This is a genomic window from Shewanella sp. SR43-8 (assembly GCF_014163775.1).
Lineage (GTDB): Bacteria > Pseudomonadota > Gammaproteobacteria > Enterobacterales > Shewanellaceae > Shewanella > Shewanella vesiculosa.
Genome location: NZ_JACJDX010000012.1, coordinates 77,177 through 99,910 on the forward strand (window position 1 = coordinate 77,177; position 22,734 = coordinate 99,910).

Annotated in this window: 19 protein-coding genes; 3 read left to right on the top strand and 16 right to left on the bottom strand. The window is 42.3% G+C overall.

Features of this window, described 5'->3' with window-relative positions; all coding sequences use genetic code 11:
- Window positions 1–47: 47 nt before the first annotated feature.
- The 7 genes from H5114_RS16095 to H5114_RS16125 all read right to left on the bottom strand — a co-directional run bounded on the left by H5114_RS16095 (window position 48) and on the right by H5114_RS16125 (window position 10,146).
- Window positions 48–452: a hypothetical protein gene (locus H5114_RS16095; protein WP_182723461.1), complete on the bottom strand. Its 405-nt coding sequence runs from the start codon at window positions 450–452 to the stop codon at window positions 48–50.
- A gap of 78 nt (window positions 453–530) precedes the next feature.
- Window positions 531–905: a hypothetical protein gene (locus H5114_RS16100; protein ID WP_182723462.1), complete on the bottom strand. Its 375-nt coding sequence runs from the start codon at window positions 903–905 to the stop codon at window positions 531–533.
- Window positions 906–988: 83 nt separating this feature from the next.
- The gene (locus tag H5114_RS16105; RefSeq protein WP_182723463.1) at window positions 989–1,786 is read right to left on the bottom strand and encodes a hypothetical protein; all 798 of its coding nucleotides are present in this window, start codon (window positions 1,784–1,786) and stop codon (window positions 989–991) included.
- 895 nt (window positions 1,787–2,681) lie between these two features.
- The gene (locus H5114_RS16110; protein WP_182723464.1) at window positions 2,682–3,968 is read right to left on the bottom strand and encodes a peptidoglycan DD-metalloendopeptidase family protein; all 1,287 of its coding nucleotides are present in this window, start codon (window positions 3,966–3,968) and stop codon (window positions 2,682–2,684) included.
- Between the two features lie 312 nt (window positions 3,969–4,280).
- A complete protein-coding gene (locus H5114_RS16115) occupies window positions 4,281–7,979 on the bottom strand; it encodes an AAA family ATPase (RefSeq protein WP_182723465.1) in 3,699 nt (1,232 codons plus the stop codon).
- Window positions 7,976–9,319, bottom strand: coding sequence for an exonuclease subunit SbcD (gene sbcD / locus H5114_RS16120; RefSeq protein WP_182723466.1), 1,344 nt, complete (start codon window positions 9,317–9,319; stop codon window positions 7,976–7,978). The genes H5114_RS16115 and sbcD overlap by 4 nt, the downstream gene beginning before the upstream one ends.
- A 65-nt stretch (window positions 9,320–9,384) precedes the next feature.
- Window positions 9,385–10,146: a TSUP family transporter gene (locus H5114_RS16125; RefSeq protein ID WP_124016115.1), complete on the bottom strand. Its 762-nt coding sequence runs from the start codon at window positions 10,144–10,146 to the stop codon at window positions 9,385–9,387.
- A gap of 260 nt (window positions 10,147–10,406) precedes the next feature.
- On the opposite strand from H5114_RS16125, the gene H5114_RS16130 reads away from it, so the two are divergent.
- Window positions 10,407–11,084: an SDR family NAD(P)-dependent oxidoreductase gene (locus H5114_RS16130; protein WP_182723467.1), complete on the top strand. Its 678-nt coding sequence runs from the start codon at window positions 10,407–10,409 to the stop codon at window positions 11,082–11,084.
- Window positions 11,085–11,099: 15 nt separating this feature from the next.
- On the opposite strand, the gene H5114_RS16135 is transcribed toward H5114_RS16130, so the two are convergent.
- On the bottom strand, window positions 11,100–11,297 hold the full coding sequence (locus H5114_RS16135; protein ID WP_124016117.1) for a hypothetical protein: 198 nt from the start codon (window positions 11,295–11,297) through the stop codon (window positions 11,100–11,102).
- 96 nt (window positions 11,298–11,393) lie between these two features.
- Here H5114_RS16135 and H5114_RS16140 point away from each other — a divergent pair, with 96 nt between their 5' ends.
- Entirely contained in the window at window positions 11,394–11,600 is a 207-nt protein-coding gene (locus H5114_RS16140) for a hypothetical protein (RefSeq protein WP_182698473.1), read from the top strand.
- Between the two features lie 99 nt (window positions 11,601–11,699).
- Here H5114_RS16140 and H5114_RS16145 read toward each other — a convergent pair whose 3' ends face one another.
- The 8 genes from H5114_RS16145 to H5114_RS16180 all read right to left on the bottom strand — a co-directional run bounded on the left by H5114_RS16145 (window position 11,700) and on the right by H5114_RS16180 (window position 21,777).
- On the bottom strand, window positions 11,700–12,086 hold the full coding sequence (locus H5114_RS16145; protein WP_182698474.1) for a ribonuclease E inhibitor RraB: 387 nt from the start codon (window positions 12,084–12,086) through the stop codon (window positions 11,700–11,702).
- 10 nt (window positions 12,087–12,096) lie between these two features.
- The gene (locus H5114_RS16150) at window positions 12,097–12,330 is read right to left on the bottom strand and encodes an RNA-binding S4 domain-containing protein (protein ID WP_124016120.1); all 234 of its coding nucleotides are present in this window, start codon (window positions 12,328–12,330) and stop codon (window positions 12,097–12,099) included.
- 50 nt (window positions 12,331–12,380) lie between these two features.
- Window positions 12,381–13,187: an SDR family oxidoreductase gene (locus tag H5114_RS16155; protein WP_182723468.1), complete on the bottom strand. Its 807-nt coding sequence runs from the start codon at window positions 13,185–13,187 to the stop codon at window positions 12,381–12,383.
- A gap of 27 nt (window positions 13,188–13,214) precedes the next feature.
- The gene (locus tag H5114_RS16160; protein WP_182723469.1) at window positions 13,215–14,414 is read right to left on the bottom strand and encodes an HD-GYP domain-containing protein; all 1,200 of its coding nucleotides are present in this window, start codon (window positions 14,412–14,414) and stop codon (window positions 13,215–13,217) included.
- A 153-nt stretch (window positions 14,415–14,567) separates the two neighbouring features.
- Window positions 14,568–15,089 carry a DUF2919 domain-containing protein gene (locus H5114_RS16165; protein WP_124016123.1) on the bottom strand — a complete coding sequence of 174 codons (522 nt, stop codon included), beginning with the start codon at window positions 15,087–15,089 and terminating at the stop codon, window positions 14,568–14,570.
- Window positions 15,090–15,155: 66 nt separating this feature from the next.
- Complete coding sequence (gene ligA / locus H5114_RS16170) at window positions 15,156–17,168, bottom strand: NAD-dependent DNA ligase LigA (protein WP_182723470.1); 2,013 nt, start codon at window positions 17,166–17,168, stop codon at window positions 15,156–15,158.
- Window positions 17,169–17,269: 101 nt separating this feature from the next.
- Window positions 17,270–18,322 carry a cell division protein ZipA gene (zipA, locus tag H5114_RS16175; RefSeq protein WP_182723471.1) on the bottom strand — a complete coding sequence of 351 codons (1,053 nt, stop codon included), beginning with the start codon at window positions 18,320–18,322 and terminating at the stop codon, window positions 17,270–17,272.
- A 20-nt stretch (window positions 18,323–18,342) separates the two neighbouring features.
- Window positions 18,343–21,777, bottom strand: coding sequence for a chromosome segregation protein SMC (locus H5114_RS16180; protein ID WP_182723472.1), 3,435 nt, complete (start codon window positions 21,775–21,777; stop codon window positions 18,343–18,345).
- A gap of 160 nt (window positions 21,778–21,937) precedes the next feature.
- On the opposite strand from H5114_RS16180, the gene cysZ reads away from it, so the two are divergent.
- Window positions 21,938–22,711 carry a sulfate transporter CysZ gene (cysZ, locus tag H5114_RS16185; protein ID WP_182723473.1) on the top strand — a complete coding sequence of 258 codons (774 nt, stop codon included), beginning with the start codon at window positions 21,938–21,940 and terminating at the stop codon, window positions 22,709–22,711.
- Window positions 22,712–22,734: the final 23 nt, after the last annotated feature.

Sequence of the window (22,734 nt, forward strand, 5' to 3'; positions counted from 1 at the left end):
GTGGCGCAGCCAGTGACTGATTGTCCGATAACTTGGTTTGTTATGTGTTACCAAACTCGGACCTTTGTTTCTAAATAAATGGAGGTTTCGTCCAACTCTCCAGATGGCATAATTGTAATTGACTTGGTTTCAACTAATTTATCGACCGCTACAGCTTCATGCAACCAAAAGTCTTCACGATCAATAAGTTGTTCTGGATATCCACCGGCACTGTGGTAGTCGTTATCTAATATTTCGATGGAAATAACATCAACCAATTCACCATTTTCAAGCAAGGGACCTGCATGGCTAATCTTCCCGTTTGTAATTTCAAATTCAGAAGACTCCCACCACTCATCTGAACCTACAAGAGGGTTTTGATCGAAAAAACTGGGAAAGGCAGCAGCAATTTCTTCATTTATATCTGTTGCCCACTCACAAGGTTCTGACTTAAGGTCAAAAATTATTGTCACAAAACCTCCAGTAACACATAACGCCCCGCGCATGCGCGCGAACTTGTGAGCGTCGCAGGGGCCGAATGACGCAGATTGTTATGTGTGAATTTCAAATCGAAGCTCCCCGCCAGATATTTTTATATTGCCAAAATTACCGGTAAGCTCAAATCCACCGTCGGCTACCTGCAATGTATCAATGTTGCCATAATCAATTGAACCGTCTGGATCAGTTGATGACATTACAGCTGATTTGGGCTTTAAACCAGATACAGAAACTGCATTAGTGAATTGAAGTATTGCTTTTCGGTAACACGTATATTCATTTAGCTTTGGCTCAACATAATATTTGGACTCTGGCCAAATGCTGGCCTCCAGCTCAAAGCACAGACAGTTATTCTCAAAACCCCAATCTAAAACGAAAGAATCATTGAGATCGATACCTTTAAAGACTTCCATTTGACGCCAATCCATAGTCATTCACAAATAACGCCGCCATAAACGGCGCGAGCGTCCGGCGACCGAAGGGAGCAAATTTGATGGCCTTGTTAGCCTTTTTAAAAAAGTGTTTTGGTAAATTTTTCAACACCACTTATGAGCTCCTGAACCTCGTCTTTGGTTGGCTCGCGATCTTTACTGTGATCACATAAATTTCGAATGTCGCCAAGCCGCTGAATTTGGCGCCACGCTGGCGTATCTAGCACTTCTGCGCCTTTCAAAAGGTCATTAAAGTCGCTAATCGTTGGATTTTTCTTTCTAGTGGTGATGTTGTGGTTTTCTGCCACCTGACCAAGGTGCTTTTCTAATACTACTCCGGCTACCGCACCTGCACCTCGGGAAAAACCGCTCTTTAGTAACTCTTGAGACGCTGCAATTTCTGAATCAAACAAATCTGCCTGTACAAGTTGGCGGATATCGAACAGTGAGCTCTCAAACCGAGATGACACTGCTTTAACGATAGCTAGTTGCTGCTCTAAGTGGGGAATAGCTGCATCAGGTCCCACTACTTTCTCTTTCTCCCAGCCTCGTGTAACTCTCAAACCTTGAAGATAGTCTTCAATTCGGTAGTTCTCGTAACTTATATCTTTTCGTGGCTTGGGCTTCTCATAATGGCGAGAAAAATCAGCAAGTCTGTCGGGAAGAAGCTGCTTTATTAAAGCCTTCGATTCCGAATACCAAGATTGATAGTCAGTGCCAAATTTCGGCAACACCTTTTTAAGATCGGCGAAATCCTTTCCATAGGCCTTCTCAACCGCCTCCGGATGGCAGTCATACTGCATGGACAGCAACAAAAGCTCCCCCCTTTTAGAAAGGGCTTTCAAATCTTTTTTGAATTTTTCTAAGTTGGCTTGCACAGTATCTCCATTACGACATTTGGCTAACAGCTTATTGAACGGCACGCCCGATAAAGTCGGCTGTTCAAGTTATTGATTAATAACATCCTACATTTTTTATCTTATTGATGTAAAACGATAAGTTATTATTGAACTATAAAAAAAATCGAGGTTGCACGATAAAAGTGGCTAAAAAATGATAATTATTTTAAATAACTAACTATCAACAACTTAGGGGTAACGAGATTATTCCACCATACTACTTTCGTTTGCTTATTCATCATTCTCATTCAATTTGCCCTAAAAACTTATTATAACTGTATATAAAAACAGTTAACCAATATGTTCATTAAATTAACAATAAATGGTCTTTGCTACAGAGGAATTATGATCTTTTTTATTAAAGAGAAATGATGACCCATAAATGAAATAGAACGTTATTCCTAACTTGGAACGAGGCAAAACCAAGTTAGCTGTTAACTTAACATTCGTACCAAATGAAGCTAAATCGAAGAGATAGCATGAACCAGTGTAGATGCTGAGGGTATCGAAAACAGGGACGTTTTCGATAAGCGGCCATGGATGGTGCAAATCGTCCTAAAGCAGTAGCTGCACATAAGCCCACTGCAGGTGATTGACTGTAATAAAGGTACAAGCTTCAAACCCATTTAACTAATACCCACTCAGCTGAACACGACTCAACCAAACATAAAAAATGCCAGTTTAGCGGCAATATTGTAATGGCTATTTGCTAATGGCCAGGAAATACATGCCCATGCATAATGACATCAGCGTAACTAAATACGGTGTATGATTAAACTTAAGAAATAAAACAAAATGCAGCCATCAGGCTGCATTTTTATTTTGTACTAACGCTAAGCAATTGAGATAAATAGCGTGGATTAATCGAGGTTAATTAGCCTAAATCCATCATCATGCTTCGGCTTTTAACCAAAGCTTGAAAGGCTTGCAATTGCTTTTTAGGTAATACTTTGGCTTCTGCGATATTAGCTTTCATCGCGTCAATAGGACGACCATTTACAATGAATTCATAATGTAAATGAGGGCCTGTTGAAGCACCGGTATTACCCGATAGGGCAATCACTTGACCACGAGTCACTCGTTGTCCTTTTTTAACCAAAAACTTCGACAAATGTAGGTAGCGAGTGCTGACTTTATTATCGTGTTGAATCACAACATAGTTACCCGCAAAAGGATGCTTAGTCACCAAGGTCACCACACCATCACCGGGAGCCACAACAGGAGTACCAATTGGAGTTGCAAAGTCGGTACCATTGTGAGGACGCACGCGGCCTGTAATAGGATGTTTGCGATTAGGGTTAAAGCGAGAACTCAAACGGTATTGTCTATTAAGCGGTACACGTTGAAAAGCTGGGGTTAAACTTTGGCCTTGGATGTCGTAATAGTTGCCATCAGTATTTTGAAATGCGGTTATATCGCGACGACTGGTATTAATCCTAATACCTTCAATCGTTGTCATCCCCGTTAGTTCACCTTCAACGAACTGATCATTTACCAAAACCGAAAAGGTGTCACCTGCATGTAACTCGCGTGAAAAGTTTAATTTCGACTTTAGTAATGACTCCACTTTTTGAATTTCAGCAGCACTTAAACCGGCTTTTTTAGCTGACACATAAAAAGAACCATTTATTTCGCCGCCGACGATACGATTTTGCCAAATACCATCAATATTAATGTCATTTACAGCGTAAGTTCCATCTTCAAAACGAGTGAAAACCACTTGATGAGCAGGATTAAAATATAACTCTAACTTATCAAGTTCGCCGTTCGCGTTATCCCAGAACTGGATACGGTTACCGGGTAACAAAGTATCTAACGCTAACACTTCTAAATCAGCCTCAAGGACTTTGTACATGGTTCGTTGGTCGATACCGGCTAACTCAAATAACTGACTTAAAGTATCACCACTTTGGATCACGCGGTCTAAAATTGGCGATGTCGGCTTAACAATTTTCAAGGTACTGTCTTGCTGAGCTATATGTGGCAATAGTGAATCGATATCAATAGCCACGGGAATTCGTTGAGATGAAAACTCTTGTTGTGTTGGCCATAATAAGGCGGCACCGACAACAAACACGCTTGCTAGCAAGAATTTCTTGTGCAAGTTTGGTAAGTTTAATTGACTTACCGATGGCCGTTGGAAGGCCATTATTTTACTCATTAGCAATGTCTAATCCACCCTAAAAGATGACGTTTTATATTTATTGTTTTTTCTTTTACTGCAAACTGTTATTGCGATACTGAGAATAAAATGAGCTAACACGTTACGTTTAGGTCATTTTTATCATCAATATGGCCTAATATTTGATACTTCGCAGTCCGGTAAAAACAGCTTAAAACGCGGGCTTCTGTACTCAAATTGCATTTCAACGCTCTTTTATATCAAAAAAAAATCATATTACAAATATAAAATGTTATTTAATTAATATTAATTTTGAACTCAATGGCAGTCATTACGGGAGTTTGAGGTAGATCAACTGCCGTTAATCGCAAATTCATGCTGTAATTTACTTATGCCAAGACCATTCATTTTATTCACTTTTATCTGCACGTCGATCCGCTCTTTCATCGCTTCAATATGGCTAATCACGCCTATCATTTTGCCCGATGCATTTAAATTATCTAATGCATCGAGTGCGGTATCTAGAGTTTGGCTGTCTAAGGTACCAAAGCCTTCATCTAAAAACAGTGAGTCAATGCTCGTTTTATGACTTACCAAGTCAGATAGCGCTAACGCAAGCGCTAGGCTAACCAAAAAGCTTTCACCGCCGGACAAGGTTCGGGTATCGCGAACTGCATCACCTTGCCAGGTATCGAGCACTTGTAACTCTAATGCATCCGACTCTTTGCGCTCTAATAAGTAACGGCCCTGGAGACGTTCAAGCTGTCGATTAGCTAACGCCACTAAATGATCTAAAGTAAGCCCTTGAGCAAATTTGCGGAACTTATCGCCTTTTTGTGAGCCGATGAGAGCATGCAAATAGGCAAGATCGTCATAAACTTGCTGTGATTGTGCCTGCTGTTTTAACAGTTGCTGCTGCCCTTCTCGCCTACTGGCATCAAGTTCTAGCTCGTGCGTTAAGCGCCACAAAGTTTGGGTTAATTGTTGATGCTCTGAATCGAGCGTCTGATGCTGCTGTAATATTTCACCTTGTTGGGCTAAATCATAACGATGTTGTTGCCCAAGCTGCATCAACTCAGTTTGGCGCGCAACGGCCTGCTCAACCAAGGTTTTGGCTTTAACAATTTCATTGTCTAATTGTTGTTTAAGTTGTTGCAATCGATAACGTTCATCGGCGCTAAGTAACGCTTGCTCAAAAGCATGTTGATCATCAAATGGACTAGCTTGTAAGGCACTCATCCATTGGCGGTGTAATTGCTGCCATTCTTGATTAACTTGTGTTGTCTGAGTTTGTGTGGCGCTTTGCTGCGCACTTAAGCTAGCAAGATGTTTATCCGCTGCTTGTAATTGCTGCTGTACTGTCGCTAATTGTTGCTGAGCTTGCTCTAATGCTGTTTGGCTTAGTTGTTTTTCATCCTCAATCACTTTATCTGCAAAAATAAGCTTACGTTGTGCCTGTAGGTTGCGAAGCTGCTGTTGTGCATTATCGAATTGCTCTGTCACTGCACTTAACCTTGTACTCAAATCGTCCGCTTGCAGATTATTGGCCATGAGCTTTTCAGCCGTAATACTCAATTGCTGCTGATTATCATTTGCCTGCTGCTGCGCTTGAGTCCAAAGCTCGAGTTGCTGTTGTAACTGGTTTAGCCAATCTACGGCATCGGCTATTGTCGGCGCCGCTAACCCTGTGGCGATAATCTGTTTTTCAAGCCCGTTGAGTAATGACGTTTGCTGCGCAGTCACCGTCTCCACTTGCTGCTGATGAGTGAGTAAACCTTGCTGCAAGTTATCAAGCTGTTGTTGTAACAGCGCTTGCTGATTAATCAACTCAGTAAGCGCTTGTTGAGCTTGCACCACATACTGCTGATGCTTGTGTAAGGTTTTTTGACATTGGCTAAGCTGAGAGATTGTGAGCGCTAATTGCTGTTGCTTGGTTTCAGTTTGGTCGATGTAATCGCTTAATGCGGACTGCTGCTGCAAATCCAATTCAAGAGATATTGATAAAGCCTCTGTTTGCTGCTGCCACTGATGAACTATGGCTTGGATGTCTGCTTGAGTTTGAGTTAACTGTTGTTGCGTATTGTCATAATTAATTTGCAGCGCCGTTTGTTGATGTTTAAGTTGCTCACCTTGTTGTTTAATAGCGTCAAGCTCAGCCTGCAACTGTTGTGCTCTTTGTTCTGTCGCTGACACATTGAGTGTTTGGTAGCGCTCAACTAACGGATGCTCGGTTGAACCGCATAAAGCACAAGGCTCACCGGCTTTAAGTTTGGCACGCTCTATGGTTAAACTGGCAATTTGCTGTTCTTGGTGCAATAACATTTGCACATCTTTAACTTGCTGATTTTTATCACTCCACTGGCTTCTTACCCCAGAAAGAGACTGCACCAGAGCTTGCAACTCAGTCTCAAATTGCACCGAATCAGCAGTTAACTGCTGGCATTGCTGTTGCTGGCGGATAAATTGGCTCAACAACTGGGTTAATTGATAGCGTCCCGCTTGCTGCTCAATCAGTTGCTGATAATCAGCATTAATTTGTGCTTCATCTTGGCCGGCCAATAATGCTGCTAATGCTTTTTGGCTGTCTTCTTGCTGTGATCTTGCTTGAGCAAGCTCAGTTTGAGCTTGTTGTATTTGTGGCGTGAACGCCCCTAGCTTCACCTGATTGTGCTTAATCGCATCTTGTTGCTGCTTACATAGGCTATTAATCTGGCTCAGCTGCTCGCTAAGTTGCACAACTTGTGTGTACTGGTTTTGCCAAGCGGCAAACTTTTTAGCCACTTCCTGGCCTTGTGGCAAACTCTCGAGCTGTTGCTGAATGTGTTGCTTTGCGGCGGTCAATGTCTGTTGCTGCACTAATAAATCTTGTTGTTGCTCGCGCGTCTTTTGTTGCTGCTCATGGGTTTGTTGATGAGTTAATTTAATGTGGTTTAATTGATAATTGTGTTGATGGATCTGCTGATCCAACGGCAACACTTGCTCATCAATTAATGCCAGTAAAACGTTATGTGCCTGATTAACATTTTCAAGCTGTAGTAGGCTTTGAGTCTGCTTATGTTTATGCTCTTGCAGTAGCGTTTCAGCTTGCTCGGTTTGTTGGTTTAATTCACTCAACTGCGCCGTTAATAGTTGCGCTTTTTCGTGCGTTTTCTGCTGTTGTTCAAATAATGGCAAAATCTGCTGCGCAGGTTCACTGCGCTGTAATTGCATTAACGCGTCACTGTGTTGTTGCTGATTCGTTAGCGCCTGTTGCTGCTCAGCCTCAAGCTTAGCTAATGACTGCTGGGCTTGCTCAGAACTATTGGCCCAGGTAATAAACTGACTTAATTGAGTCAGCTGTAATTGTTGCTGCTGCAAGGTTTGGCTATATTGTTCAATCTGGTCTTTGTGTTGCTGTATTTGCTGTTGATCAAACAACTCGACACTGCCAAGTTTTGCCTCGAGCAATTTCAAATTGGTTTTGGCTTCGCTAAAATGCTGGTGAACTCGTTCTGAGATCAGTCCATAAATTTCGGTGCCGGTGAGCTCTTCTAACAATTCAGCACGATCATTGGCATCGGCATTCAAAAAAGCCGCAAACTGCCCTTGAGACAACATCATTGATTTGGTAAAACGAGCAAAGTCGAGCCCAGTAATTTGTTCAATTAATTCTGTTTTACGCTTTATTTGGCTAGCAAGAATTTTACCGTCACTTAGCTGTGCCAGCTCCACTTGTGCATCTTGCAGATTACCATCGGCTTTATCACGCGAGCGCCTTTGACTCCAAAAAGCACGATAAGCAACGCCTTTAACTTCAAACTCAACTTCGGCTAAACATTCAGCGGTGCCGCGCGTCATTAACTCATTAGTGGTTTTAGAGATATTATTTAACCGTGGCGTGCGATGGTAAAGCGCTAAGCAAATAGCATCCAGTATGGTGGTTTTACCCGAACCTGTGGGCCCAGTAATGGCAAATAAACCGTTTTCAGCAAAAGGTGATTGGGTAAAGTCGATTTTCCACTCATTTTTAAGCGAGTTAATATTTTTAAAACGAAGGCTTAAAATTTTCATGACTGTTCACCGTCTGTCGCACTTTGTGTAACAACCTCAGTGTTAACCTGATGAGACATAGTCTCTTGCAACACATGACTTGCAGCGGTTTCTTGAGTATGTCGCTCAGACTCAACCTCAGCAACCACTTGGCTAAAGCGCTGCTTAATGCGACCTAACTGCGCCTGCTGCAACTCACTGTCAAATGTTTCTTGGGCTAAACGTCGAGCAAAGACCTCATCAACACTTAACTCAGATAAGGTTTCATTATCTAACTGTTTAATATGTTGTTGACGTTGGCTACGGGCACGTTTTAATTGCAATACCTCAACCGCTTGACCTTGAGTCATGTCGGCGATACGCGATTGCAGATCTGAGAGGTAATCTTGCTGCGAGACTTCAATGCTTAACCAAGTCATGGTTGTGGCATCGGCTTGCACAGCAAATGCACTTATCTGTTGTTCAATACTGTCTAAGTCGCCTTTGAGCACCTGCATCGGCTGAAAAATGGGTACAAGCAACGGCGTAACCTGGCTGAGTGCGGCATGGTTAAACTCAACCAGAAATACCGATTTATTTGGCGTATTGTCGCTTGATAGCTCATCGAAACTGAGTGCAATAGGTGAGCCGCTATAACGAATATGGGCAGATTTCGCCACCACTTGTGGCCGATGAATGTGGCCTAAGGCAATGTAATCTGCTGCCGGAAAAAGTGCCGCGTTAAAAGCATCTAAACTGCCAATATAAATATCACGTACGGATTCAGAAGTACTTGCACCAACAGTGGTTAAATGGCCGGTCGCAATAATAGGCACTGGTGTTGCCAGCCTTGTATTAACAAGCTTTGCTTGCTCAAAACAACTTTGATAGAGCTCACTAATGGCATCACCTAATTTGCGTTGTTTATCGATTGAAGATTCACCAGATTCACTTAACACCACATCTCGTGGGCGTAAAAAAGGTAACGCACATAAAATAGCTCCTACTTCACCCATGCGATTATTGAGAGTAAAGACATGCTCTTCAACACGTTCAAGAGCCCCTGGGATAACCACGGTATTAAGGCAGGCTAACAGATTTTTAGATTCATTTAAGGTTGATACTGAATCGTGATTACCACCCAGTAAAATTAGCTGACAACCTGTTTGTTGAATTTGAACAATGAATTGATTATATAAGGCGCGGGCATAGCTTGGCGGCGTGCCAGTATCGAAAATATCGCCCGCAACAATAACGGCATCAACTTGATGAAGGTCGATTTGCTCAAGTAACCATGCCATAAAAGCTTGATGCTCGGCTGCGCGGCTTTTGCCATAAAAATATTGGCCGAGGTGCCAATCTGATGTGTGAATAATGCGCATAACATCCCTTTTAATCAAAAACGCTTAATAATGGCGTGAGTAAACCCGAATTGCCGCTATTACGATCACATATATTGCGACCACAATAATTTACCGCTCATTCCCAATGACATGATCACCACCAAAGGTTTAATAATTTTAACTCCTTTAGTGACCACAAGGCGTGAGCCTAATGTGGCACCAATGGCCTGGCCTACCAGCATAATTAATCCTAATATCACCGCCACTTGACCACCAATTAAGAAGAAAATGAGCGAAGCAATGTTCGTGGCAAAATTGAGCAGTTTTGCATGCGCAGTGGCTTTAGCTAAACCAAAACCGGCTAATGAGACAAATGCCAAAGCAAAAAAGCTCCCAGTACCTGGGCCAAAAAAACCATCATAGAAGCCAACGCCTAATGCAGCAGTAAATGCAAATACGCTTGGCGTGAGAATTTGTTGGCGGTCTTGCTCACTGATTTTTTTAGACAATAAAAAATAACAACCAATGGCTAAAATCAAAAAAGGTAACACTACCTCTAACAGTTTCGCGTCGATCATTTGTACTAATATGGTGCCAATTGAGGCACCGATAAAAGCGCAAATCAACGACAGTTTTATACTGCGTAAATCGACCAAGCCTTTACGGACAAAATATAGACTTGCAAAAAAACTCCCACCACAGGCTTGTAACTTATTGGTGCCTAAAGCCGCTGCTGGCGGCAGCCCAGCCCACATCAATGCCGGAATGGTGAGTAAACCGCCCCCACCAGCTATTGCGTCAATAAAACCTGCAATTAAAGCAACAGCAAACAAAATAACGCCGAGTTGGAGCGTGAGTTCAAACATGAAAGTTCTCTATAATGGCAACAAATGTGAAGTCAGTAAGACAATAATAAGGCGTTATTAGACAATCTTTAACGTCAAAATACAAAGCGTTCCGAGTTATTTATTCGATTTAACTTAACTAATCGCTACTCGCATAAATAAATGATTATCAAACAGCTCAATGTTTGCATTGATTATCGTTTTAGGACACTGGCACTTTGCGCTTCAGTTGTGCATTGATATAGTAGCCGACCTAATGAACACTAGCTGAAGGCTTTATTATGATTGTTATTACCGGCGCGAGCAGCGGCTTAGGTGCCGCATTGACCCATCTTTACGCTGCAGAAAAGCACAGTCTGTTGATCACTGGTCGCAGCCAGCAAAAATTGGCTAATGTCATGGCAGACTTAGCCCCACTTGAGCAAGCTAATGTAACCGCTCACGCAGCAGACTTATGTGTAGCGCAGGATGTTAGTGATTTATTTTCGCGTTTATCGACGCCGCCCAGTCGGGTAATTCATTGTGCAGGTAGTGGTTACTTTGGCCCAATTGAACAACAATCTCCGCACGCGATTAATCAACTAATTAACAATAACCTCACCTCAAGCATTTTACTGTTACGAGAGCTCGTAAGTCGTTATCGTCATCACAAGGTGACGGTTGTTGTAGTCATGTCGACGGCAGCGCAGGCTGGCAAAGCAAATGAGTCAACCTATTGTGCGGTTAAGTGGGCGGTAAAAGGGTTGCTTGAATCCTTGCGACTAGAATTAAAAGACAGTCCCATGAAATTAGTTGCCGTTTATCCCGGAGGCATGGCAACCGACTTTTGGCAAACCAGTGGCAAAGACATCGATACCTCAAGCTTTATGACTGCAGCAGAAGCAGCCACAATGCTTAAGCAAGCTTTAATCGCTACTGAGCATGGTTATGTGTCGGACATTACCCTTAATCGTAGTTAACAAGCCGTTTGTTGATTAAAGAGTTGGCTTTGTTGACCAATACCAGCAATATATCCAACCTGCTGGAGCAAAAACAATGTTTAACACTAAGGCATAAAATCCGACAAGCGGTAAATTAGTGGTTTTACCTTTGGCAAACTTTAAGGTGAAAAACACCACAACCAAGGTTAGAACGAAAATAATTTGGCCAATCAATGTGGCATTTAAATTCATGATTTTACCCTTTAATCATCAAGCCCGTTATGCTGAAATAGCAATATCGTTAACTGATGATACATTTAATATTAGATTATTGATAAGGCCACCACAATGTGTAAAAAAGTCGTCGTAATACTGGTGTCGATCAACCTGCTTCTTGGCTTGTCAGCTTGCGCTGAATTAAAACACACTGGCAAAGAAATCGGTCACACCACAAAAAAAGTGACCACAGCAATCGGTCACGGTACGCGCGATGCCGTAAAGGCCATTGGTCACGAAACTAAAGAAGTCATTAATGACATAAAAGAAGATGACTAAATTCCGTTGTATAAACTAAGAAAAAGCCGTTAATGCGGGGCATTAACGGCTTTTTTTGAATTGGACAATTCAATTTTTAATCATGACTAAATGGCGATATTAGTGTTTACAATGCTCACCGTGTACATGGTCGTCATCTGCAAATTCATCATCGCCACCTTGATTTTGCATTACGCCCCAACCATCAGAAATACCGTCAAATTCTTGCGCAAAGCTATTTAACTCGGTCTCTTTACCAACCAGTGCCGCGTATTCTGGCACCATTTGCAAGCAAACAATCACTTCCCACTTAGTGTTTTCTTCATCAAAATTTAGCTCAAGCTCGCCTTGCATATCGGTTTGGCTTAATGCCTCTAACGCTGACTCTGCATCACGTTGGTCATCAAACACTAAGAAGAAATCGACTTCTATTGACTTAGTAAGATCAATACCGGCATCCGCCATTGCTGCCAACATTTGGCCATTATCATCTTCTGGGAATTGCATTTATCAATCCTTACTCTGCTGGAACAATTTCAATTGTTGTACCATTGAACGACACCATATCGCCAACAACACACTTTTTACGTTTACGCGTATCAACTTCACCATTAACGGTAACCTGACCTTCGGTAATGACATGCTTTGCTTCACCACCACCGTTAACTAAACCAAGTACTTTGAGTACTTTGTACAGTTCTACGAATTCATCACCTTGAAGTAATGCAAACGCTTGAGTTTGAGTCGTCACAATAATCGCCTTTTTATCAAAATATATCGGTTATTATAGCCTATGCCAGTTTAGCAAGCATCAAGCATTTTAAATGGACTACTAAAGGCATATTCAAAGCCTAACTGATGGCTGATTAATTGACCGTCGATAATTTTACTGGGTTGTTCCTGTTGATTAAACTGCGGCGCAATTAATCCCAGATGCTCGGTCGCAGCAACATAAAATTCACCGCGAGTAGGATGCTCATTTGCAGTAAGATTATAAATAGCTGAGGTATCTTTACGTGACAAAATCAAGCTAACGGCAGCAATACAGTCATCTAAATGCACTAAATTTACCGCAACATTGGCACCACTCACATCGGTTTTACCCGCAAAAAAACGTCCAGGATGACGTTTAGGTCCAACTAAGCCTGAAAATCGCACAATACAGCTGTTTTGCATTGCAGAAAATATCGCTTCTGCTTGTAATAAAATATCACTGCTATCATTAAATACCGCCGCATCATGTTCGGTGACGGTTTGATCTAGCGACGGATAAACCCCTGTCGTACTAATAAAAATCACTTTTTGGTATTGGCGTTCACCGATAAAGTTTTTCAATTGAGTTAAATAAGCAAGATAGTCAGTATCACCGCGCCTTAGTCCAGGCGGTATATTAATCACGATAGCATCGGCATCGAATAAAGATGAGTGTTTTGCATCAGCAATAATATGGGCCAAATCGAGTTGATAAGCCTCGATACCCGCTTGCTGTAACTGAGCTAAATCATCAGGATCACGCTTTGAAGCTTTTACCTTGAAACCTTGTTTAACTAACTGTGTGGCTAGTGGGAAACCAAACCAACCACATCCGATAATGGTAATTGTATTCATGTGTTCTCAGTGTAACTAGGTGATGTATTAGTGATTAAAGTGGTTAAAATAAAAGCTGATTGGGCTGTTAGCTTGTAATGTTTTAATCGCGCCTTCTGATAAGTCTTCTAGCTTAATGACTTCTTTTATTTGCACATCTTCATCAATTAAAAATCGAAAGCTTGGCTCTGAACCGCTGTCATGGCAGGACCATACATGAGGTTGTTTGACATCGGTAGTCGTCATCATCACCTTGGCAATATTATCGTCGGTTAAGCGCACTATTGTGCCTGGTGGATAAATACCTAATATTTTAACTAACACCGAAATCAAATTGTTACTATGCTTACTGCTTTGAGTTTTAAATAATATGCCCAATGCAATTTGTGGACTCTGATGTTGATGTAAAAGGATTTCATAACTATTGGCCAAAGACACTATTTGGGTTGTCTGTAAAATTTTTGCTTCGGTTAAATGATTAGGAAATCCACTGCCATCAATAAACTCGTGATGATGCAGCACAATATCCAGCATGGCTTCAGGAAACAATCCGGTTCGATTAAGAATGTCATAACCAAAGTTAGGATGCATTTTCAAAAAGTTACTTTCGTGATCGGTTAATTCACCCCGCTTGCGCCTAATGGTTTCAGGCACTTTGAGTTTACCGATATCATGAAACAAACTGCCTAATGCAATGTCACGCACCTCACTTTTAGTCAGTAATAAAGTATGAGCAATCAGCATAGAAATAACCGCCACTGAAATACCGTGCTGTGTGACGCTGATATCGGTTTCACCGCTGCCCACTAAGGTTAAATGAGGGGTTTCGCTTTCATACAAATGATCAACTAAATCTTCGACTAAAGTGGCCGCTTCCCGATAAGCACCTTCAGGATCGCTAACGATTTTGCCAAACACGGTTCGACTATCATTAACTGATTTAAGAAAATGTTGTTGGCTAACGCGCATACTCTTTTTTGCTAATGGCCGATAATCGATTTCTTCATCAACCACTTCTTCAGGTAATTCGATGTCTTCAGGCTCTGCAATTTGCGGCAATAAATCATGACCTTCAATCACATAAACGTATGACAAATCGAGACCTTTTATCATCTCAATTTGGATTTGTTTTTCAAGCTTAACTTTACTGCGGAAAAAAGGATGGCTAGTCCAAGATAAAGGCAGCTTAACGGTTAACCCGAGCACCATTTGCGAAACAGGTATTTTTAGTAATTCTGCTTTAGCCAAAATATCGATCCTTTTCACATTCGCCGAATGATGGCGGTAATGAAAGTGCCATTGTTACACTGACATTTTCACAAATAGACTTATGTGTATCAAGGTCTTACATCTTTACCTTTGGTGATGATCAAATATAGTGCATTTATGCCTAGGCGTACATTATTTCGTATCTTGTTTACTCTCATCTATTGATGACGTTGCAACTTGCGCCTCGGTCTCATCTTCAGTCCAATCGGCAAAGTAGTAGTATAATCGTTTTGACTTTAATACATAAATCACTGACCAAAAAAGAAAAAGTGCGTCAATTGAATAGCCAATTTTAAACAAAAAGTCATCGTGCATCATCCGCTGGAATAAAAATATGCCATCAAGGATAAGCAATGCCCATAAAAACCAACCACTGTTCTTAAACAGTGGAATGAGTATCGGCCAACTGCGTTTTCGTTCGGCAATAATAAGTCCATAAAGCAACACGGCGCCAACGCCAGCAATTAATGCTAAGACAAAGTCGCTTTTTTCAGGATAAAACAACCGAACTAAACCCGCGCGGTCATTAAACTGAGTGAGTGAGGCGATAAAAATACACCAACCGCGGGCTAAAAAAACTAAGATTAAATACAAAAACAACGGTGGTTTAATATGACCGCGATCATCAAGCCAAGTAATATTACTAAAATTCACAATAGCCTCTTATCGGCTGTCACAAGTATAAATAAAACATCTTTAATAATATCAATATCAGTTCGGTTAGTTTGATCCATTGAGTAAATCCAGCAAACCTTGCTCGTCGATGACCTTAACCCCCAACTCCTGTGCTTTAGCAAGCTTAGAGCCAGCAGCTTCACCAGCAACAACACAATCGGTATTCTTAGACACACTGCCGGCCACTTTTGCACCTAAGGCCTGTAATTGGGCTTTAGCATCATTACGATTAAGTTGAGTCAATGTGCCAGTTAATACCCATGTTTGACCTTTTAGGCTTAATTGTGACTCATCGGCTTGTTCTATAACCGGCCAAGTAATACCCGCAGCAAGCAATTGTTGTATTACTTCGATATTGTGTGGCTGAGCAAAAAATTGACGAATGTGCTTTGCAACAATGTCACCAACATCTGCCACCTCAAGTAACTGTTCCACACTGGCACTGCGGATTAGTTCAAAATCAGCGAAGTGTTGTGCCAAATTAGCTGCGGTTGCTTCACCGACTTCTCGAATACCTAGGCTATATAAAAAACGCGCCAAGGTAGTGGTTTTAGCATCTTTAATTGCAGCCACGATATTGGTCGCCGACTTCATTGCCATGCGATCTAACATGGTCACCGCAGAAGCCGTTAGGGTAAATAAATCGGCAGGGGTTTTAACTAATTCTTTATCAATAAGTTGCTCGACAATTTTATCGCCCATACCATCAATATTTAACGCTTTACGTGAGGCAAAATGCTTGATCGCTTCTTTACGTTGCGCTTCACAAAATAAACCACCACTGCAACGCGCAACGGCTTCGCCCTCTAAACGCTCAACAATACTTTGGCAAACAGGACAATGCAGTGGAAACACAATATCTCGGGCATCATCAGGGCGCTGCTCTGGGACTATCGCAACAATTTGTGGGATAACGTCGCCAGCGCGGCGAATGATCACAGTGTCGCCAATCTTAACCCCAAGGCGAGCGATTTCATCTGCATTATGCAAGGTAGCATTTGATACCGTCACGCCACCAACAAATATTGGTTTTAGACGGGCTACCGGGGTCACGGCGCCAGTTCTGCCGACCTGAAAGTCGACCGACTCCAGCAAAGTCATTTCTTCTTGAGCAGGAAATTTATAGGCTATGGCCCATCGAGGGGCTTTAGCGACAAACCCAAGAGTTTGCTGCTTAGCAATGTCGTTAACCTTGATGACTACGCCATCGATTTCATATTCAAGTGCAGTGCGTCTGGCCATAATGTCAGCATAATAGGCGTACACTTGCTCCAATGACTCAGTCACTTTCACTTCATTGCTAACCGGTATCCCCCATTGTTTTAGCTGTGTTAACTGACCAAAATGAGTGGTTTGCATCGGTTGTGATTCACCTTCAACCACACCGAGTGCATAAGCATAAAACCCTAGTGCGCGTGCAGCGGTAATTTTACTGTCTAACTGGCGTAAACTCCCTGCAGCCGCATTACGCGGATTCACAAACACTTTGTCACCTTTGCTGATTTGACGTTGGTTTAATGCCTCAAACGCTGCTTTAGGCATAAACACTTCGCCACGCACCTCAACAAGATCGGGAAATCCTTCACCACGTAATTTAAGAGGAATGGAACGGATAGTGCGCACATTTTCAGTAATGTCTTCACCGACACTGCCGTCACCCCGTGTTGCTGCTCGCTCAAACAGACCCAAACGATAAGTAATACTCACCGCGAGACCATCGAGTTTGGGTTCGCAGACATAATCAACGCTATCGACTTTATCAGTGATACGCTTGTTAAAGGCAGCAAAGTCGGCTTGTTCAAAAGCATTATCAAGGCTTAGCATTGGTTTAAGGTGGGTAATTTGAGCAAACTTTTGCAGGGCCATACCACCGACTCGCTGTGTCGGTGAGTCAACTGACTTAAATTGCGGATACTCTTGCTCTAGATCAGTTAAGCGCTTAATTAATCTATCGTATTCAGCATCGGGAATTGACGGAGCATCATCAACGTAATAACGAATATTATGCTGATTAATAGTATGAGTGAGTTGATCCATTTCAGTTTGAATAGCGTGCATTGTGGTATCCGTAATACGAGTTGTAACCGTGATTTTCTTATAAAAATGAACAGGTATAAAACAATTAAGGCCGCTGCTGCGGCCTTAATAAAAACATCAACCTACGCCGCATTGAGTCGTCGTAAATACTCTTTTTTGGTCCCATCGGTCCAAGGTTGACGTTGTCCATCTAGTAATTGTGCATTGAGATCGTCGGCAATTTGATAAGCCGAGTTCAACATAATGGTAAAGTTCATCATTGGATCGCCGTATCCAGGTAAGGTCATAAATAACACCACACCTTGAGTCACAAACTGCTCCATTTCATCTGGATCAAATACGCCTGGCTTTAACATGTTGGCAAGAGAAAACAGTACTTTACCTGTACCAGCATTATCGATGTGACGATGAAAAATATCCATGTCTCCAAATTTAAAATTAAGCGATAATAAACTTGGTAATAATTCAGCGCCCTGAATTTGTTCACCTTCTTTTGCCACGATATGCAGTACTAAGACATCGGTCGGCTCTAGCGGTTCATCAGCCGGGGCATCAGCTGCCTGAGTTGAATTAGCGTTATTGTCTAACTTAACCTCAGGGTTAATCTCAGCGGCAGGTGTTGGCTCTGCCATTTGCGTTGCTTTATGGGGTTCGGCTTTGGCTGCCAGAGGCTTACCGGTATAGCTTTCTAACTTGGCTGTACTGGTTGAAGGATTAAATATCTTTTTAGGCGTATTCATTGATACGCTTGACGTCACAGCAGCTTGAAGATCATCTTCAACAAACAATGTCTGTTGTGTTGGTTGCGCAGTTTTAGCTTCAGCATGGCTAGGCTCAGATGGCTTAATCGCGGGCTGACGGAGCGAGTCTTGCAAGGGTGTGTTGGAAAGCTTTGCATCACTTGAATGAGGCTTTTGGCTTAAATTAGTTTTTAATATCGGCTTAATGACCGTCTCTTCAACCTCGCCAGGTTTACGCACGCGCACCGGGCCAATGCCATCGGCGTCAAAACCGTCAGAGTCGATACGTTTAGCTTGTTCTTTATAAAACCCAGCCATAGGACTTTGTTTCATTGACTTAGGTTGTTGCTTACGAATCGACCAAAAACCGTGCACTAACACCGCAATGATTGCGATTGCGCCTAATACGAATAACACCAGTTGTAGATCTTTCATAGATTCCCTGTCTTCCTAATTTATACCGCGTCAGCCATGGCGACTGCGGCTTCAATGTCCACTGCGACTATTCTTGAAACGCCAGGTTCATGCATAGTAACGCCAATAAGTTGATCAGCCATTTCCATTGTTATTTTATTATGACTGATATAAATAAATTGCACACTTTGTGACATTTCTTTCAGTAACCGACAAAAACGTTCGACGTTGGCGTCATCCAAAGGTGCATCAACTTCATCTAGCATACAAAAAGGTGCTGGATTCAGTCTAAAAATGGCAAAGACTAATGATAAAGCGGTTAACGCTTTTTCTCCACCACTAAGTAAATGTATGGTGCTATTCTTCTTACCTGGCGGCTGCGCCATGATGGTAACCCCCGTTTCGAGAAGGTCATCACCCGTTAATGCCAAGTACGCTTTTCCGCCACCAAAGACTTTAGGAAATAGCAGACCTAAATCATGATTTACCGTTTCAAATGTTGCTTTAAAACGACTGCGGGTTTCTTTATCTATCTTACGGATAGCGTCTTCTAATATCGCTAATCCTTTATTTAAGTCGTCATCCTGACTGTCTAAATACGCTTTTCTCTCTCGTTGCGATTCAAATTCTTCAATGGCTGCAAGGTTGATGGCACCAAGACGTAAAATGTTCTGTTTCACTTTTTCAAGCTGTTGCGACCAAGCGTCAATAGATGCCTGCTCTGGCATGTCGGCAATCACTTGTTGCAGCTGGATTTGCTGTTCTTGGAGTAATTGCAGCTGACCATTGGCCTGCCCTTTTAAACCTTCACGACGTAACTTTAACGCGCTTATCTTTTGAGTCAAGTCCTGTAGCACTACAAGCTGTTGTTTTTGCATCAATACTAAACTGTCTAAGCTGGTTTGCAGCTCTGCTTGTTGAGAACGATTATGCTGTAATTGCTGCTGCAGAGCTTGCTGCTGCTCGAGTACTTGAGCTAACTGAGTTGAAAGTTGGCTCAAATCATGTTGACCGCGTTGCTGCTGATTGTCGAGTAACATTTGTTGTAACTGAGTCAATTGGTTGATTAATTCAGTCTTTTTTTGATGCTTTTGCTTTAATTTTTGCTCGCTCAATGCTTGTTCAGTGACATGCTGTTGCACTTGTGCTTGCTGGTGCTTAACACGATTAGCAGCATCAGAGCGAATAGCTTTGGTTTCTCGAAGCTTAGCTTGACTCGTTTGCCAAGCTTGTTGGGCCAGCTCGTGTTGATTCATTGCCTGTAACAATGCTTCTTCTTGAATAAGGATCTGCTCTTCAAACGCATCAACTTGTATGTGTTTATCGTCTATTTGCTGAGTAAGTTTGCTTATAGTCTGACTATATTGTTGTTGCTTTTGACGTTTATCAGCGACTTGCTGAGTTAAACTCGTGACCAAAGAGTGCAGTTTTGTCTGCTCTATTTGTAACTGATGACAGGCTTGTTGGCATTGATTCAGTTCTAGCTGAGTAGTTGCGGCCCGTTGAGTTAATGATGTCAGTGATTGCTGAGACGATACCTGCTGTTGCTCAAGTTCTGCTAGCTGCTGACTTAAACTTAAGCGCTCTTGGCTGAGCACAATAGCTGATTGCCCCGACTGAGTATGATTAAGCACAAAACCATGGCCAATCAAAAAACCTTCTTGGGTGGCAATATATTGTTCGGGGGCTAATGTCGGCAATAACACTTTGGCTTCAGCCATACTCGTCGCCCACACCACGTGTTGTAACCAAGGCGCTAAATTCACCGGCGTGGTCAAAGCAGGATAAACCACGGTTTCTTGCTGTTCAAACCCCACGATTGGACTGGTTTCATCCACCAAGGACGTTATGTCCTCAGCTAAAATAGGTAACTGACTTAACCCTTGTAAGACTTTATCGACCGCTTTGTCCCAGCCGGGCATCACCTCAATCACTTGCCATAATTGTTGACCCTCATCTTGAGTGTGCTCAGCCAATAGCTCGTCAATAAACTGCAAGCGCGAATGATGATGAGTCACCGATTGCTTGAGTTTTTGATAGGTTTCGCTTGCTTCAGTCACAGCTTGCTGCCGTTCAACTAAGGTCAATTTAAGTTGACTGTGTTGCAGCTGTTTATCAGTAAGTTGTTGATCAACTTTGGCTAATTCGGTCTCACTGAGTTGCAATTCTTGATGGTTATTCTGTTGTGCCAAAGCAGCGAATTCGCTTTGAGATTGAGATAAACGCTGCTCGTCTTGCCGAACACTTTGCTGTTGATGACTGAGGGTTGATTGACTCAGTGCCAACTGCATTTTATTGCTCGCCAAGGTTTCGGCATACTGGGTTAGCTGGCGTTGCTGATCATCACAAGCTTCTTCAATAGCAAACACCTGCTCATCGATCTGCTCAAGCGCCTGGTTTGCCTGATCATAAGCGGGTTGATGAGTATTCACTTGTTCAACTAACTGCTGGTGAACGTCAGTCATCCTGACAATATGTTCCTCAGCTTGCTCAACTTGCTGTTGTAACGACTGAATTTGTTGTTGCAGCTGGTTATCTTGTTGCTGTTGATGCGCAAGCTGTTGCTCAAGCTTGGTGGTGGTATTGCCAGCTTGGTAATACTGTTCAACCAGTTTATGTTCGGCATCACTGAGTTCAGCCAATTGCTGTTTCAGCTGAATAACACTGGTATCGCCCTGCTGGGCATTTTTAGCTAACGCCTCAGCTCTCAGTTCACCTGCAGCCGTTTCGGTGTCGAGCTTGTCGGTTTGCTGTAATAGTTGTTGATAGCGCATAACGAGGAGCTGGCTATGTAACTGGCGTTCGCTGTGTTTTAATTCGCGATAGCGCAACGCCGCTTTAGCTTGTTGCGATAATTTATCTAACTGAGCGCCGAGCTCAACCCGAATATCATTTAAACGTTCAAGGTTTTCACGGGTATGACGAATCCGATTTTCAGTTTCACGGCGGCGTTCTTTATAACGCGAAATACCGGCGGCTTCTTCAATAAATACTCTCAACTCTTGAGGTTTAGATTCAATTAAACGTGAAATCGTCCCCTGTTCGATAATTGCGTAGCTTCGTGGCCCAAGACCGGTCCCCATAAATAAGTCGGTAATGTCTTTGCGACGACACTTTTGACCATTTAAAAAGTAACTTGATTCACTATCGCGGTTGACTTGGCGCTTAACCGATATTTCTTGATAACTGGCGTACTGACCAGTAAGTCGTCCTTGGGTATTTTCAAATACAAGCTCTACCCCAGCCACTGAAATAGGCTTGCGCGAAGATGAACCGTTAAAAATAACATCGGTCATCGAATCGCCACGTAAATGCTTGGCACTACTTTCCCCCAGCACCCAGCGTACAGCATCAATCACATTGGATTTGCCGCAGCCGTTAGGGCCAATAATGGCCGATAAGGCATTATCAAATGGGATTTTTGTTGGGTCTACAAACGACTTAAATCCAGCAAGTTTTATTTGTTTTAATCTCATGTTGCCAGTTCAGGTACGCATTAAAAGGAAAAAGCAGTTCACTTTAGCAATTGAGCCGCATTTTGTAACGATTTTTATCCTATTGATCCTGTTTATCACTTGTTTTATTGTCTCTGGCTGGTCAAAATCAATGTTATGAGTCATAAAAAAGGCGCGTTAAATGGTAAACAACACTCAGACCGTTAAAAAGAGCGGTGTAAATTATTTTATGCAAGGCTTTCAATTAATTAAACAGCCGGGGTTACGCTCGTTTGTGTTTATCCCGTTAATGATAAATTTACTGCTGTTTGCTGGGGCAATGTATTTTGCCTTGGGCCAATTGACTGAGCTATTCGATTGGATGAATGGCCAACTCCCTGACTACTTAAGTTGGTTACATTTTTTCTTGTGGCCATTAGCCTTGTTAACCATGTTAGTGGTCATGTCATTTATATTCAGCTCAGTGATGAACTGGCTGGCAGCTCCCTTTAATGGCTTATTGGCCGAAAAGGTTGAACAACACTTAACGGGTAAAAATTTAAATACCGGCACATCTGTCGATATGGTGAAAGATTTGCCCCGTGTGTTAGGCCGAGAATGGATCAAACTGAAATACTATTTACCCAGAGCATTATTATTTTTAGTGTTGTTTTGGGTGCCGGTCATTGGTCAAACAGCTGCACCTATTTTATGGTTTTTATTTACCGCTTGGATGATGGCGATTCAATATTGTGACTATCCTTTTGACAACCACAAAGTCAGTTTTGATGATATGAAGTTTGCCCTTAAGAACACTAAAGGTTCAAGCTACAGTTTCGGGGCATCGGTGACCTTATTTTCGATGATCCCTATTGTTAACTTTATCGTTATGCCTGTAGCCATTTGCGGCGCAACCGCGATGTGGGTAGATAAATATCGTCAAGTCTACAAAAACAATATTATCGCTCCGGATTAATCGGCTGTTATTGGCCTCGATGA

Bases quoted from the DNA above. Each gene is read 5' to 3' on its own strand.
- H5114_RS16140 (WP_182698473.1), top strand. From the start codon at position 11,394: ATGTGTAAAAAAGTCGTCGTAATACTGGTGTCGATCAACCTGCTTCTT.
- sbcD (WP_182723466.1), bottom strand. From the start codon at position 9,319: ATGCGCATTATTCACACATCAGATTGGCACCTCGGCCAATATTTTTAT.
- H5114_RS16130 (WP_182723467.1), top strand. From the start codon at position 10,407: ATGATTGTTATTACCGGCGCGAGCAGCGGCTTAGGTGCCGCATTGACC.
- H5114_RS16145 (WP_182698474.1), bottom strand. From the start codon at position 12,086: ATGCAATTCCCAGAAGATGATAATGGCCAAATGTTGGCAGCAATGGCG.
- H5114_RS16155 (WP_182723468.1), bottom strand. From the start codon at position 13,187: ATGAATACAATTACCATTATCGGATGTGGTTGGTTTGGTTTCCCACTA.
- H5114_RS16110 (WP_182723464.1), bottom strand. From the start codon at position 3,968: ATGAGTAAAATAATGGCCTTCCAACGGCCATCGGTAAGTCAATTAAAC.
- cysZ (WP_182723473.1), top strand. From the start codon at position 21,938: ATGGTAAACAACACTCAGACCGTTAAAAAGAGCGGTGTAAATTATTTT.
- H5114_RS16100 (WP_182723462.1), bottom strand. From the start codon at position 905: ATGGATTGGCGTCAAATGGAAGTCTTTAAAGGTATCGATCTCAATGAT.
- ligA (WP_182723470.1), bottom strand. From the start codon at position 17,168: ATGCACGCTATTCAAACTGAAATGGATCAACTCACTCATACTATTAAT.
- H5114_RS16135 (WP_124016117.1), bottom strand. From the start codon at position 11,297: ATGAATTTAAATGCCACATTGATTGGCCAAATTATTTTCGTTCTAACC.
- zipA (WP_182723471.1), bottom strand. From the start codon at position 18,322: ATGAAAGATCTACAACTGGTGTTATTCGTATTAGGCGCAATCGCAATC.
- H5114_RS16125 (WP_124016115.1), bottom strand. From the start codon at position 10,146: ATGTTTGAACTCACGCTCCAACTCGGCGTTATTTTGTTTGCTGTTGCT.
- H5114_RS16115 (WP_182723465.1), bottom strand. From the start codon at position 7,979: ATGAAAATTTTAAGCCTTCGTTTTAAAAATATTAACTCGCTTAAAAAT.
- H5114_RS16180 (WP_182723472.1), bottom strand. From the start codon at position 21,777: ATGAGATTAAAACAAATAAAACTTGCTGGATTTAAGTCGTTTGTAGAC.